Source organism: Propionivibrio soli, assembly GCF_025770765.1.
In the GTDB taxonomy this organism is placed as follows: domain Bacteria; phylum Pseudomonadota; class Gammaproteobacteria; order Burkholderiales; family Rhodocyclaceae; genus Propionivibrio; species Propionivibrio soli.
Genome location: NZ_JANZKY010000012.1, coordinates 141674 through 156048, shown reverse-complemented (window position 1 = coordinate 156048; position 14375 = coordinate 141674). Strand labels below are relative to the sequence as shown.

The 14375-nt window shown below is 57.3% G+C and carries 11 protein-coding genes; 2 read left to right on the top strand and 9 right to left on the bottom strand.

The features are described 5' to 3' along the window. Positions 1-61: 61 nt before the first annotated feature. Together NZ453_RS15180 and NZ453_RS22075 are read left to right on the top strand one after the other, a co-directional pair. On the top strand, positions 62-1273 hold the full coding sequence (locus NZ453_RS15180; RefSeq protein ID WP_263771533.1) for an acyltransferase family protein: 1212 nt from the start codon (positions 62-64) through the stop codon (positions 1271-1273). 57 nt (positions 1274-1330) lie between these two features. Then, positions 1331-3319, top strand: coding sequence for an acyltransferase family protein (locus NZ453_RS22075; protein WP_263771532.1), 1989 nt, complete (start codon positions 1331-1333; stop codon positions 3317-3319). Here the strand turns inward: NZ453_RS22075 and NZ453_RS15170 are convergent. From NZ453_RS15170 to NZ453_RS15130, 9 genes are all read right to left on the bottom strand, one after another. Then, positions 3316-4944: a hypothetical protein gene (locus tag NZ453_RS15170; protein WP_263771531.1), complete on the bottom strand. Its 1629-nt coding sequence runs from the start codon at positions 4942-4944 to the stop codon at positions 3316-3318. The two genes, NZ453_RS22075 and NZ453_RS15170, sit on opposite strands and share 4 nt — an antisense overlap. A 13-nt stretch (positions 4945-4957) precedes the next feature. Then, positions 4958-6085, bottom strand: a complete 1128-nt coding sequence (gene rffA / locus NZ453_RS15165) for a dTDP-4-amino-4,6-dideoxygalactose transaminase (protein WP_263771530.1) — start codon at positions 6083-6085, stop codon at positions 4958-4960. 129 nt (positions 6086-6214) lie between these two features. Continuing rightward, positions 6215-7186 carry a lysylphosphatidylglycerol synthase transmembrane domain-containing protein gene (locus tag NZ453_RS15160; protein ID WP_263771529.1) on the bottom strand — a complete coding sequence of 324 codons (972 nt, stop codon included), beginning with the start codon at positions 7184-7186 and terminating at the stop codon, positions 6215-6217. A 65-nt stretch (positions 7187-7251) separates the two neighbouring features. Continuing rightward, the gene (locus NZ453_RS15155) at positions 7252-8607 is read right to left on the bottom strand and encodes a phenylacetate--CoA ligase family protein (RefSeq protein WP_263771528.1); all 1356 of its coding nucleotides are present in this window, start codon (positions 8605-8607) and stop codon (positions 7252-7254) included. 105 nt (positions 8608-8712) lie between these two features. Beyond that, positions 8713-9240 (bottom strand): GNAT family N-acetyltransferase, encoded by a 528-nt coding sequence (locus tag NZ453_RS15150; protein WP_263771527.1) that lies wholly within the window; start codon positions 9238-9240, stop codon positions 8713-8715. Next, a complete protein-coding gene (locus NZ453_RS15145; RefSeq protein WP_263771526.1) occupies positions 9230-10267 on the bottom strand; it encodes a glycosyltransferase family 2 protein in 1038 nt (345 codons plus the stop codon). The genes NZ453_RS15150 and NZ453_RS15145 overlap by 11 nt, the downstream gene beginning before the upstream one ends. Beyond that, positions 10236-11441 (bottom strand): ATP-grasp domain-containing protein, encoded by a 1206-nt coding sequence (locus NZ453_RS15140; RefSeq protein ID WP_263771525.1) that lies wholly within the window; start codon positions 11439-11441, stop codon positions 10236-10238. The genes NZ453_RS15145 and NZ453_RS15140 overlap by 32 nt, the downstream gene beginning before the upstream one ends. A 226-nt stretch (positions 11442-11667) precedes the next feature. Further along, on the bottom strand, positions 11668-13116 hold the full coding sequence (locus NZ453_RS15135; protein WP_263771524.1) for an oligosaccharide flippase family protein: 1449 nt from the start codon (positions 13114-13116) through the stop codon (positions 11668-11670). 28 nt (positions 13117-13144) lie between these two features. Further along, positions 13145-14314: a glycosyltransferase gene (locus NZ453_RS15130; protein WP_263771523.1), complete on the bottom strand. Its 1170-nt coding sequence runs from the start codon at positions 14312-14314 to the stop codon at positions 13145-13147. Positions 14315-14375: the final 61 nt, after the last annotated feature.

Sequence of the window (14375 nt, the reverse complement as noted above, 5' to 3'; positions counted from 1 at the left end):
GGAAGCGAGATTCCTCGTCCCCGACCACCCGTTATCCCCCTAATCGTTGAAGAGGTGAAGTATGTACATCATCTTGGACACAGCGCGTGGTTGGGCCGCCCTCGCGGTGTTCATGTTTCACCTGAACGATGCCCTCGCCCAGTCGCTCCCCTGGCTTGCGAAGCTCACAGCGTACGGGAGCCTCGGGGTGCCGTTGTTCTTCGTCATATCGGGATACGTCATTACGGCGGCCGCCGAAGGTTCGCTGAAGAAGCCGGGTAGCGCGAATGAATTCCTGCGGCGGCGCTTTCTGCGCATTTTTCCGCCTTTCTGGGCATCGGTTGCCGTGGTGTTGGCGGTTCCGTACCTGCTCGAAGCCTTGTCATTCTTAAAGACGGGGCACTACGTCTGGCCGAACAACCTCATTCGGGTCTTGTCAGCTGGCGAATGGGTACAACTGATGACGCTGACGAAGGTCTTCGGCACCCCGACCGGCGATCTGCAGGCGGAGTTCAGTCCGATCAACAGTGTCTATTGGACGCTTGCTATCGAATTTCAGTTTTACCTTTGCGTCTACGTCGCCCTGATCTTCCGCCGTTTTTTCCACCTGATAATTCTCGGCATTACGGTCGCCAGCCTCGTCCTGCTCCGCTATCCGCTTCCGCTGGATGGAGGGCTGTTCATCCATTTCTGGCCGATGTTCGCGACAGGGATCGTCGTTTTCTACCTTCGGAAGCGCAGATTCACGCTCGGTAGGCTTGGGGATTCGGCAGTACGTCTATCGGCCACCCTGACCGTCGCGTCGATCTTCCTCGTCGCCTGCCTCGCCTATGCCGGGAAACTCGGTGATGTCCTTCAGGCCATGTTTTCGTCTGCCACGCTGGGCTTCGCCGTTGTCTCTGCACTCATTCTCTGGTTGGCTGAACCGCTCGAAGCGCCGCTCGCCCGGTACCTGCAACACGGGCACGCCTTGGCGCGCGGCGTCATCCGGGGAAGCACATTTCTGGGCATGATTTCGTACTCGCTGTATCTCCTGCATGCCAAGGTCCTGGAAGGGCCAGCCATGGTCGCCCGGCAGGTCTTCAGCCCGACGACGCCGGCCTACATAGCCCTGGTCATTCTCGGCACGCTCGCGTTGTGCACGGTTTTCCACATCTATGTCGAGAAACCGTTCATGAGCAGCAAGCAGAAACGTCATCTCAGCTACCCGGCCGAAGCGACTTCGTCTCCGGTCGCCCCAATCCTGCCGGCCACTTCGAAAAGCGTCCCCGATCCAGCGCAGCCGGCGGGTTGAAGAAATCTTTTCCGAAGCAAGCCAGCCAAGCGTTGCAAGATAACCAGCGAGGTTTCCGTGTCTTCAGGATTCAGAACCGATATTCAGGCGCTTCGCGGCCTCGCCGTTTCCCTTGTCCTCCTTTATCACGCGGACATCGGGTCGATAAAGGGTGGCTTTCTCGGCGTCGACATCTTCTTCGTAATCTCCGGTTACCTGATTACGGGGCTGGTGAAGAAAGGAATCGAAGACGACAGCTTCCGCTTTTCCGAATTCTATTTCCGGCGTGCCAAGCGATTGTTACCTGCGGCTTATGTCACTTTTTTCGTTTCGGCCCTCGCCGCCCCCTTTATCCTCAACGCACAGGAACTGCGTGACCTGACCGCGCAAGTCTTCGGGGCACTTACGTTCACAGCCAATCTGGTGCTGTTTTCGCAGGCCGGCTATTTCTCGGGCGGTGCGGAATTGAAGCCGCTTCTTCACGTATGGTCACTCTCGCTTGAGGAACAGTATTACCTCATCCTCCCCGCTTTCCTCGTTTTCACGCCGAGAAAGTACTGGCCCTCTGGGTCCGTCATTCTGCTCGGTGCGAGTCTCGGGCTGTGCCTGGTATTCCTGACGATAAAGCCTGTCGCCACGTTTTATTTTCTGCCGATGCGCGGATGGGAAATGGGAATCGGGTCTTTGGCGGCGATTCTCTCGCCGCAAATTCAACGCGCGGCTCCGGTGTTCCGCTGGCTGTTCTGGCCCGCACTCACTGCACTGTTGGTCGTCCCTGTCATGCCGACCGGCCTCCCGCATCCCGGGCTCGACGCCATCATCGTCTGTCTGGCTACCGTCATCGTCATCTTGCGCCGCCATCCGCTGCTCAATACCCCGCTGATGTCGCGATCTCTCGCTCGCGTCGGCGATATTTCTTATTCCCTGTACCTCGCTCATTGGCCGCCGTTTGCTTTCCTGAAAAACGCCGCCGTTGGTCCGATCACGCTCAAGGAAAACCTCGTGACACTGGCCATCGGTATCGTCCTCGCCCTTGCCCTCTATCGGTTCGTCGAATTACCGACGCGGCGCATGACCTTGGGTCCTTCCCGGCGCTATGTTTTCGGTGCGGTGGCCACTTCATTTGCGCTCCTTGGCATTCCGACCGTCGTGGCCCAGGCGCCCGAGGCCGGACCGGATTACGCTTACATCCGTCGACCGAACGATGGCTTCGCCGCGGCATGCGCTTTTGAAACCGACTTTTCCCCGATCGCGGACTGCCGGAACTCCGACCAGCCGCGAGTGCTCGTTTGGGGAGACTCGTATGCGATGCACCTGGTGTCAGGGGTTGCGGCGTCGACGAATGCAGGCGTCGTTCAAGCCACGCGCGGCAATTGTGGACCGTTTGCCAACCTCGCCCCGCTTTCCGATACCTTTTATCTGCGCCCGTGGGCCCAGAGTTGCCTGGATTTCAACCGGTCGGTCCTCGATTACGTCAAACGCGCTTCGTCGATTACCACCGTCGTGCTGTCCAGCCCATTCCATCCGTACCTCGAACCCAATCTGGGTAAACACCACTGGCGGTCGTTGAGAATCGTGGACGGAAAGGCGGTAGACCAGGCGGTCGGTCTTGACCTCGCCGTATCGTCGATGGCCGAAACCATCGAACAGTTGCGAGCACAAAACAAGCGGGTCGTGATCGTCAGCCCGCCTCCGGCTGCCGGCTTCAACATCGGGGCCTGTCTGGAACGGAAAGCTTCGGGAAAACTCATCGTCGGCGCACCGACCGAGGACTGCTCGGTGCCGCTGGACGGATATCGGCGCTTCTATTCGGCAACTCGGGAATTCCTGACGCGCGTGCACGAAACAACCGGCGTGGACATCGTTTCGTTCGACCCGCTGCTGTGCGACAGCACACGCTGCGTTACTGAACTCGATGGCAAGATGCTCTACGTTGACGGCGGGCACCTGACCTATGATGCCTCTCGCCTCCTCGTGCAAAAGCTCAAACTGCGGGAAATTCTGGAAAACGCGGCGCGGCAACCCGACAAATACGCCAACGCGCCAGCGGCCGGCGAGGCACGCTAGCGTTGCGGTGCCAACACCTTGATCTCCGAGAACCCGTATTCCGCCCCATCGCCTGCGAGGCGGTAATGGGAAGAGAACCATGCGGCCATGCGAGGCCGCATTCGCTTCAACGTTCGCCGCGGATCACCGTCAAGGCCATGGTCGGAGAGAAGCACAATACCCGGTGGCGATTTCTCCAAGCGCTCTATTTCGCGAACTTCGAGTTCCGCGTTTTTGGCGGACAGCGGGTAGATTTCCCATACCGGCATCCGAGTCCGGTAAATGGCGTGCAGGCTCTGCAGGTTAGGGATAGCCAGGAAGCCCGCCGTGGTCGCCCCCGGGGACGGCGCCAGTAACACCTTCGACGCCAGCTCCAGCTTCCGTGCAACGCCGGGGTAGACCCACAGGCGCTCCCCGTCAACGTCGGCCTGCTCCAGGCGCGCATGAGTCAGCGGGGCAAAAAACGCTTGCAAGCTGGCGACCGTGAGAATGGAGGCACTCAACGTACCGAGCCCAAGAGTCAACGTTTTCCAGGGGCGAATATCGGCGAACAGGGAAAACAGGACGATCAGCGAAGGAAAGATACTCAGCGCCAGATGGGTGAGATCGGCGCGTGCGAACGCGTAATGAACATACGGGATCGCGCAAGCGGTGGCGGCCAACAGAACCCTATTCCGTTCATTGTTCAGGTCGAAGCGCCGATAAGCTAACGCGAACAGGCCTACAAGCGGCATAGCCGCCAGGAAAACGAAGCCGAAACCGGTCGACATCCTCAGCGCCGTCCACAGCGGCCCTTCCCATTTCCACCCGCTCCGCCAAGGCCAAGGCACGGGCAGCGGAATATTCGTTTCCCCCCTTTTGAGGAGCTTGGCGAGACTGTGCACAAAGGCGGCGTAAAACCCGTCAGCCGTCGTCATGAGGACAAACGTGGGCGAAAATCCGACGACCACGCCGGTTGCGAAAAACGCGCATAAGGAAAGAATGGCGCGGCGATCGGTCGAGCGGAACAAGAGCACTATCACAAAGAGAGTCACGGCGAACGCGCCGTAGACGCCGTGATTGCGTCCCATGATTGCGGCCAAACCAAGACAAACCCCGGCCCCGAACCAGACCCGCGATGTCGATGCCTTCAGCATCGCCAATAGCACGGCGACGATGATCATGCTGGTAGCATGGTCATAGGCTTTGTAGTACGGCACTGACCATACGGTAAACACCGCGGCAACAACGCAGGCAAACACGAGACGAGAAACACCGCGCCCGCGGAACGCCGACAGACAAACCCATAGGCCTGCGAAGGTACCGAGAAACTGGTAGGCCGCCGCGCTCAAGCGGGCACCGAGGACGCCATCGCCGGCTAAACGCATGAAGGCGGCCGCCCAGTAGTACCGCCCCACGTCATATGACATGAAGTCGCGCAGCGGGACTTCTCCGCGCAGAACTCGCTGCGCACCGTACCAATAGAATCCTTCGTCGGAAAGGTCAAGCCCGTAACGCCAAGTGGCTGCAAACCAAAGCGCCGTTCCGACAAAGGCGACAACAAAGGCGAGTGCGGCGCTGGGATTCCGCCTGTCGGCTTCCGATAATTGTTCCATGTGTTGATGACGGCTCGTTTTCCAAGTGACGGCGAGCAGCGAAGTGGCCACGGCGCGTTTGCTGTTAGTCGAGCAGTTTCAGAATGGTCTGGATCACGTCGCTCTGCGACTCCTCCAAGCCTAGCCACATCGGCAAGCGCACGAGGCAATCGCCAGCCTTGTCGGTGTTCAGCATCGAACCGGAAAAACGTCCAATAGCCTGCCCGCGAGGCGAAGAATGCAACGGAATGTAGTGAAAAACGGCGCTGATCTCCTTTGCCTTGAGTTGCTCAATGAACGCCGTACGTTGTGCGAGACCCGGCAGCAACACGTAGTACATATGGGCATTGTGTACGCACTCGCGGGGGATGATCGGCCGCCGCACCATCTCCGCCTTCTCAAGGTTAGCGAGCCATTGATGGTAATTCCCCCACAGGTCGAGCCTGCGCTTGGTGATCGCATCAGCCTCCTCCATCTGCGCCCAGAGAAAGGCCGCCAATATCTCACCGGGAAGGTATGACGATCCGGTATCCACCCAAGTGTACTTGTCGACCTGTCCCCTGAAAAAGAGACTCCGGTTCGTGCCCTTCTCGCGAATGATCTCCGCACGCTCCGCGAAGCGCGGGCTGTTGATCAGCAACGCCCCGCCTTCGCCCGAAATGATGTTCTTGGTTTCGTGGAAAGAAAGCGCGGCCATGTGTCCGATACTCCCCAATGGCCGGCCCTTGTAGCTCGACATGATGCCTTGCGCCGCATCCTCGATAACGAGCAGATCGTGCCGCCGGGCGATCTCCATGATGGCGTCCATCTCACAGCTCACGCCGGCGTAATGGACCGGCACGATGGCACGCGTCCGCGGCGTAATTGCCTCTTCAATCCGCGTCTCGTCGATGTTCAGCGTATCGGCACGGATATCGACGAACACCGGGACAGCACCGCGCAGTACAAACGCATTCGCGGTGGATACGAAGGTATAAGACGGCATGATGACTTCGTCGCCTGGCTGAAAGTCCGCCAGAATGGCGGCCATTTCCAGGGCAGCCGTGCACGAATGCGTCAGCAACGCTCTTTGGCAACCGATACGCCGCTCAAGCCAGGCACTGCATTTTTTAGTGAACTGCCCGTCTCCCGCCAAGTGCCCGCTGGCGTGAGCCTGCGAGATATACCAGAGTTCCTTGCCCGTCATATAGGGCTTGTTGAACGGTATGTGCATGTGACCCTCTCAACGGTTCGCCTTCCTGACAAATAGGCACCGGGCAATGCCGCGCCCATAGCAATTTTTCTTGGGCTTCCGACAATTCAGCATGGGTGAGGTTCGAGAATCCCACTCACCTTGCAAGCATCAAGCCGGGGCCTCGGCCGGCCGAGTGAAAAAGAAGATCGCGGCACCGATGCCGTACGTGAGGAGATTCGCCAACAAGGCACAAAAGCTCACAACCAACGCGATCTCCACAGGCACTCCGAACGCTCCGTAGGCCAGGATGGAGGCTCCTTCGCGCACCCCGATTCCGCCGAATGAGATGGGAAGCGAGTACAGCAGAACAAGCAATGGTGTAACAAAAAGATTTACTGAAAAGGGAATCTCGAACGTGAATGCTTGAAACAGGATTTGCGACTGCGTCGAAGCAACAACGTGCACCGCTAACGACAAGCCAAGTGCGGGAAGAATGACACGTGGCGAAAAGACCCGGCGTAACAGCTCGCCCACTGTACCGTTTGCCTCGTCCTGCCCAGAATCTGCCACCCCTGAACGCGCTGCCCTGCGAGCCAATGCGAGCAAGCGCCTCGATAGTGCGCGCGCAACCCGAGCCGCTAGCACCTGCCTTCGTAAAGCAAAGACTGTCAACGTCGCGAGGCACCCGACCACCAACACGACATACAGGCCATTCACTATGTCAGCGACGAGTGGCGGTAAGGCATTTGGCGCTAGCAGCGGATAAAGAATCCCGAGCAATAGAGCACAGGAAGCGAGAGCGGCGAGTTTCTCAAGAACAATAACAACCGCATTGCGCAGATAACGGCCGTTCTGCCTGCCAACAATCATCACCCGATAGGTATCCGAGCCGAGCGATCCTGGAACGAGAAATCCGATTGCCAAACTCTTCCAGTATTCCCCCGTGCTCTCTTTCAGCGTAAGAAATGCGGTGTCGCAACGCTGCATCAGCAGATGCCAGCGAAAAGCCCCAATCACCACGGTTGGAATGACCATGACAATGCCGAAGAACACGAAGAATATATTGGCCGATGACGCCAACTGGCGTAACTCGCCCAAATCGATCCGCCTGAAGATCAGGTAAAGAATCAGCGGAGGCAACCCCCAGTAGACCGTTCGCCGCAAGAACGGCATCACGCGTCTCATGTTGGCCACGGTTTCGGACATCAACTCTGGCTCGCGAAATCGAGACGTGGATTTCTCGTCGGCGGTACATATGCATGCCCACCCGCTGCCGACCTCAGCACCTTCGATACGAGCATGCGACGTTTGCCACTCGGATCGGGGGCGATGCGGTCAACAAGCCGCATGTCGAAGTAAAGCGTCACGGTAGAAAGCGCTTTCAGTTTCGAGAGCAGCTCCGGAGTGATTGCTTGGAAGTAGCTTTCGTCGGCCACAACTTCTAGGAGAAACCGATCCTCGGAATGTTGCGTGATCCTGAAATGCCCAACGCCGGGATAGACATCCATGATTTCGTAGAAATCGAGGTACGTCAGCGATCGTCCGTTAGGTAACGACACAACGTCGTCCTGCCGTCCGATGATGCGATCTATCACTCTGACCGTTTCACCGCTTTCCAACTGCCGAACGCTGAACGTTACGAGATCGCCCTGATCGTATCGAATAAACGGCATAAGCCGGCCATGCAGGTCTGTGACCACGATCCGCGCTGGCTCTCCCGGCTTGGCGGGGTTACCTTGCTCGTCAAGAAACTCGAACAACGTGCAGTCCTCTATGAGTCGAAGCTCCGCCTGTCCCTTCACCTGATGAGCCATGACGCCCATTTCGACGGTTCCATATGTCTCGGTTATCTCCGTTCCAAAAACGGCCTTGCACATCTCACGAGTTTGGGGATCGATCACCTCGCCGCCTGCAATGACAAGATCGATGGAGGAGCACACTGTGTTGCGGCGTTGGAGTTCCTCGGCCACACTCAGCAGGCTCGTGCGGACGCCGTAGAGCGCATTCGGCTGATACTCGATCAACGCGTCGGTAAGGACTTCGGGAGGCAAGGTGTAGTCGACGGCGCGGCGCCTGAACAAGCCCAACCGCTGTATGAAGCTGTGCCCCTCAGCGAGTCTGCCGGGAGACGTGTACGAGAGAACTTTCTGCGTCGGGCGGTAACCGCTCGCGAACAGAACTCGCAACCACTTGGCCATCTGGAATGCACGCTCTCTGGGCGAGCGATAAACCGTCAGCGGAATGCCGGTTGATCCGGACGTACGGTCAGAGAAGTAACGGTCCAGTCGGCCAGCCTCGGCGGCTTGAACGAAAGAACTCGGAGATGCCTTGATGTCCGCCTTCTTCGTGATCGGCAGAACCGACAAATCCTTCAAGCTCCGGAAATCGCGTCGAGGATCGAAGCCGGCTTTACGCATCTGCTCCGCGTAGTGGGGCACCGCCATGGCATTGATCAGCACACTCTTGAGTCTCGTAGCAGCCAACGTGTCGAGTTCGCGCCTTCCGAGCCGACTGTCGCGCACGAGTTGTGCCATGGCTACGGCGCCACCTAACGTACTCATCGTAAGAGTTCTTTCACTAAAGAAGCCGCTTCTTTACAGATGCTCGCCATCCCGCCAGTCGGTTATCAGCAAACTGTTGCCAGCGATGTTTCCTGCGCTGGCGGTCTAGCGCTTACCGAACTCGTCGCGCAACAGGCCATAAATCACCTTGTCGACGTATCGGCCGTCCACATACTCGTGCTGGCGCATGATGCCTTCGTGGGTAAATCCGAGCTTTTGGTAGAACCGTGCTACCTGTTCGTCACCCGCCGTTGTCTTGCACCAGATCCGGTTCAAATTCAAAAACCCGAACGCATACTCTGCAAGCAATCTGATCGCGCGTGATCCGAGCGATCTGCCACGCTGTGCCGAGTCGCCAATGAATACTGACAACCGCGCCGTTCTATGGCGTGGCTCGATACAGTCGAGCGAAACGTTACCCACGTGCACGTTTCCCTCTCTCAGGCAAACGGCGAAGATGATCTTTTCGGAGGACTGATCGGTACGCTCAAACCACTTGAGTTGCGCTGTCCTGGAGACCGGCACCTGCGATCCGATCTTTAAATAGACATCAGGATCATTTATCCATGTCCATGTGCGATCAAGATCGGAAGCCTCGAGCTTCCTAAGGTAAATCACTTCATCAGACAGCATGCAGCCCCTCCTCCTTTTTTGCAGAAGTCACTCGCGCACGAACGAAGTATTGAGGAGTCGCATTGACTCTCTGGAGAATGCGTAGGACATACTCGCCGAGTATCGCAAAGGCGAAGAAATTGAACCCCGAGAGCATCACGAGCAGCAGCGTCGTGGATGTCCATCCTGGAATCACTCCCCCGCCCAGGTAATGAATCACCAGGCCAATCGCGAAGCCAATGCTCGCAACGATACCGACCCCTCCGACGATGGCCAGGAGGCGAAGGGGCAGCATTGAATAACCAATGAGATTGCTCATCGTTTGCGCCAACAGCCGCCGGAAGGTATAGCCGCTGCGACCTTCCTTGCGCGCATCGTGGCGAACCGTCGTATTGACGATACGGCGAGTGACTGAATTGATCATCGGGCCAAGCGCTGGAGACAAGGTCCGCATCGTGAGCAGGCCATCTACGACAGCCCGACGCATCAAACGAAAACTGGTAAATCGCAGCGTCCGATCCTTACCCAACAGGTAGCAGTTGACGTTGTGCATCACTCCGCTCCCAAGTCGCCTGAACCAGTGGTGCTTTTTCTCCTTGGGTGCTCCCATCACAACGTCCACGTCCGGCTTCAGGGCCCGGATGAGCTCGGGAATTTCCTCCGGCGGATGTTGCAGATCGTCATCCATCGTAATGACGATCCTACCTCGGGCATAAGCAAGCCCGCAGAGCGTGGCGTTGCTTTGCCCTGAATTTCGCATCAGCTGTATTACGGTAACGTTCTCGTCGTCAGTCGCCAGTTCCTGCAGAACTCTCCACGAGCCGTCGTAGCCGCAATCTTCGACGAAGAGGATTTCGTACGACTGCCCCATTTCTTGCATTACGGCCGATAGCCGCCGATGCAGCTCTTCGAGCATCTTTTCCGATCGGTAAACGGGGATGACAACGCTGTAGTCGAGCATCCTTTGGGAAGGCTCGGCGCGCGGCGCAAGACGTCTTTCCGCTTTTCCCGCCCAGTTATTCGGCGACAACTGTGAGATGGAGGACATGACCGATTCGCTCCGTGAGGCGTTCATAATCGTCGGCATCGACGCAATCAAACAACGCGAAACCTACAAGGTTCCCGTTGTGCTCGAATGAGTCGACTCGATCGCCAATGTTCTTTGTTATGTAAGCAAGAAACACTTCGGGAATCGACTGCTTGAGTTCAGCCACAGAGCTAATCGATTCCAAGCGCCCCCCCGTTGGGCTTCCAAAGACGAAGGACCCAGCCCCTCTTCTGGTCGTCGACGGCGGTAGCGTCGGCGTCCCGCCGAGCGCCAGAAAAATCGTCGCCTTTTCCACGTCTACTCCGGTAGAGCGCTCGATTACGGCCGGGATACCGTTCCCGCCATTGCGAGCGCTCATCTCCAGCATAGTCACCTTGTCGGTGGAAACAATCGCGTCAAAATTCAGCGGGCCACTACGGTAATCGAGCGCCGAACACAGTTCCTCGATGTGTGCGATGAGCCGCGCCTGGGCGTCCGGGGGGATGTTGGTCGGCAAGCTATGCCCGGTAACAACGAACCCCGCCATATGTTTGTGCGTGATCGCAATGAATCCGACCCGTCCTTCAACCAGGATCGCGTCGCCACCGACCTCCGTACCCTCTACGAACGTCTCCATGCATACCGTGTGCGAGCGGGAGAACCCCTGCGCTTTGTGGAATGCCGTTTGAAACTCACCGTATTCAAGAGTATCCAACCGCGTAACACCGCGGGAGCCGGAAGCATCGACCGGCTTTACGACCACAGGAGGACGGAGATTCCCAAGACGATCGGCAACATCGTCCAGCGAATCACCGCTCACGAAATCCGGACACTGAAACCCGTTTTTTTTCAGGAATCGGCGAAAAAGACTCTTTGTTGCCATTGTGTCGGCTGCCTGAGGCCTCGCCCCTGGCAACCCGAGGTGTTCGCAAACATAGGCAACGGTCGGGATAGCGACATCGGAGCTGAACGTGCAGATCCCATCGATCCGCAAGTCACGCGCGGCGCGAAGGACACCGTCTTTGTCGACCGTGCTCACGTTGACCGTCTGGTGCGCGAAGGCATGACCCACGTTACCGGGAACATTGTCTACCGTTACGACATGGCAACCGAGTTCAGCCGCCTTCTTGATGGCCGGCAATTGAAACGGCCCGGCACCGAGAATCATCAGCCGCTTGTTCGCTACCGCCGCCATAGACTCCTACCCGTTCTTATGATTGCGTAGTACCGACGAACAGGCTGTCGTTATGACACCGGCTCGCCTCGCTTGGGTTGTCGGCGCCAAGACAAATTCGATCTGCCAGGGCGCATCGTCGGTCATCCCAATCAGGGACGCGAATCGATACTAGACAGCGAGAAGGTGTGGATAGTTCAAGCAAACGACTTTCTCGTTTGCCAAAGGCATGTGTGATCAATGCCTCTCAGTTGATCTTCGCCTTGATCAACACTAGCAGCCGAACAATCTCGTTCTTCGGCGGACGATCCAGGATCGCGAGTGTCGCCAGCCAAACGATCGCCGAGAGAGAACCCACTATGCCGAGATAAACCATCACTTCAATGAGTGGCATGGGTATCGGAACATAAATCATCGCCATTATGGCGGGAACCATGCCCGCGGCAGCTACGGGAAGATTCTTCGTCATGATCGACACGTAACTCGCCCAGGGAAACATGCCCGAGCGGTTGCAGAAGTAGAGCAAGACGGCCACGTTGACCACTTCCGCCGCCACAAACCCTACCGCTCCCCAGAGCAGCCCGTGAAGCGAGAAAACCGCAAGGCAACCGAACTTGAGGATGGCTGAAATCAGTGACGTGCGCATTACAGTGGTGATACGCCCGCTTGCGACGAGTGATGCGGCCAGTGTCGGCGCCACGCATCGCAGCGCGATCGCAGGGCAAAGCACGTACGCCAGAGGAACCGCTTCAAGCCATTGTTTTCCGTACAGAACGATGACCAGCGGTTTCGCCAGAATGGCCGTAAGCCCGATGAAGAACAACGAAACCGAGACCACGTTGTCCAGCACCATGGTTACTTTCTCTTTAGCGTTCTCGCCGGAGCGCTCGACCTCCGCCATGTAGGGCAACATGACGCTTCGCAGCACATCCTGAAGCACGCGTTCCAGGAGTTGGACGTACCCCATCGCACGTGAGAAAAGACCCGTCCCTTCCATGCCCACGGTGCGGCCAAGGACGATGTCCGGTGCCGAGTGCCCCGCTTCGGACGCAATAGAGGACACACTGCTGCGCATGCTGAATGCAAGGACGTGCCGCATTTCGGAAAACGTCGGCCGGTATCGGTTGCTACGTGCACTCGCGAGCACCGATCCTAAGGCTGTCGCCAACGTACCGCAGACGGCACCCCACGCAAGACTGATGAAACCGTAGCTCAAGGCAGCCAGCAAGACGGAGACACCGGATTGAGCAACCGTACTCGCGACCGTGATGAACATGATGGCGCGGAAGTTCATGGCTCGGCGAAGCAAAGCCATGCTGATGGAGCCGAAGGGGATCAGCGCGAAATTGAGCGCCATGACGGCCAGTACTTCCGCTACCCGTGCATCACCATAAAACCGGCCGATCGGTGTAGAAGCGAGCCAAAGTGCTAAGGCCAATACCCACGCGACGATGACCGTCAGCGTGAACGCCGTGCCGAGCCTGTTCTCCGTAAGCTCGCGTTCCTGTATCACGTACGTGGAGGTCCCAAAATCGCGCAGAGTGTGCGCAATCATGATCACCGCCGCACCGACCGAATAGACACCGATCTCTTCCGGACTCAGCAAACGGGCGAGAATCACCGTTGCGACAAGCTGCAAGCCCATCGCGAAGTAACGCGTGCTAAAGGTGTAGAGCAAAGCCAGTCGAATCGACATTACGGTTTACCGAAAAGACACGCTACGATCAAAACGCGCCCTCCTCTTCGTGGATATTCGATTCCGAGGCGCTCCGCGCCTCTGCTGTCCTATTGCACTTGGTAGGTAGGGGGAGCGCCGACAATGAGGCGATGGGTTTGGTATACGCTTCAACGACCCGTTTACCAATTGTCATCCAATCCGCTGACTGCATCCTCAACAAATTGAAATCCCCCTTTCGCTTAAGCTCAGTCCGATCTGCATTCTCAAGAAACTGCTTCAACTCGGCATCCGTTTCAAAAAAATCGGCTCCCTCATCACTAACAACGTCGAGCAGACGTGCTTCGTTGGGTAGCACAAGTGCTTTACCCATCGACATTGCGAGAATCACGGAACCCGATGTCAACGTTCGCTCGAACGGTGCGACGACGACGTCGGCGATCGCGAACAACTCAGACACTTCGGGCTCAGGCACAAAACCAAGCGTCAGGCTAACTCGGTCATCCTTTCCGGTCTCCATGGCAAGCTTCTCTGCAATCGCCGGCGAATAACACTTACCCGCAACAAGAAGCCGGATATTCGGTCGTGCCACACCGCCAAACGCCGGGATCAGGCGTTCCAGCCCTTTGTACCCGCGTATCGCTCCGAAAAAAAGGACTACGACATCATCGTCAGCAATTCCTCTTGAGCGTCTCAGTTCTGCCGTAGGCTGGCGGGGGGCTGGATAGTGACCGATGTAATTCCCATGTTCGATGATCGACGCTTTCGGACCCAGGTTCATCCGGTAGAGAGCCTGGACACGATCGAGAGCCGACTTTCCATGAAAAAATAACCGGGTAGCAACGCTGGCAAGTAGGCGGCGCGCCCGTAGCTCGATATCCGGGGCCGGGCTTTCATGGGAAATCAGGTTATGCACTGTCCACACAATCCTTCTGCCTCGGATCCGTGCAATTGCGATGTCAAGCCAAAAGAGCAGCAGCTTCGCAGACACGACGATCGGCGTCCGGTTCCAGTAAACGTGCTCAATTAGGTCGTCTATCCAGTGGATGTGGACAATGCGGCATTCAGCGTATTTTTTCAGCAGTCGATTGATCGGAAAAAGTCCAGCCGGAACAGCTGCAAATGACACTGACAAACCTGATTTTTCGATGCCTGCCCGCAACAGCCTTTGATATGGATTACTCCGGCTCCAATCCGGTACAAAGACAACATCGGTCATTCTTACTTCTCCCCAGATTCCGCGAATATCTACTTTTACTACGCACTTTTTCTCGGTATTG

Bases quoted from the DNA above. Each gene is read 5' to 3' on its own strand.
- NZ453_RS15180 (WP_263771533.1), top strand. From the start codon at position 62: ATGTACATCATCTTGGACACAGCGCGTGGTTGGGCCGCCCTCGCGGTG.
- rffA (WP_263771530.1), bottom strand. From the start codon at position 6,085: ATGCACATACCGTTCAACAAGCCCTATATGACGGGCAAGGAACTCTGG.
- NZ453_RS15155 (WP_263771528.1), bottom strand. From the start codon at position 8,607: ATGAGTACGTTAGGTGGCGCCGTAGCCATGGCACAACTCGTGCGCGAC.
- NZ453_RS15150 (WP_263771527.1), bottom strand. From the start codon at position 9,240: ATGCTGTCTGATGAAGTGATTTACCTTAGGAAGCTCGAGGCTTCCGAT.
- NZ453_RS15145 (WP_263771526.1), bottom strand. From the start codon at position 10,267: ATGTCCTCCATCTCACAGTTGTCGCCGAATAACTGGGCGGGAAAAGCG.
- NZ453_RS15140 (WP_263771525.1), bottom strand. From the start codon at position 11,441: ATGGCGGCGGTAGCGAACAAGCGGCTGATGATTCTCGGTGCCGGGCCG.
- NZ453_RS15135 (WP_263771524.1), bottom strand. From the start codon at position 13,116: ATGTCGATTCGACTGGCTTTGCTCTACACCTTTAGCACGCGTTACTTC.
- NZ453_RS15130 (WP_263771523.1), bottom strand. From the start codon at position 14,314: ATGACCGATGTTGTCTTTGTACCGGATTGGAGCCGGAGTAATCCATAT.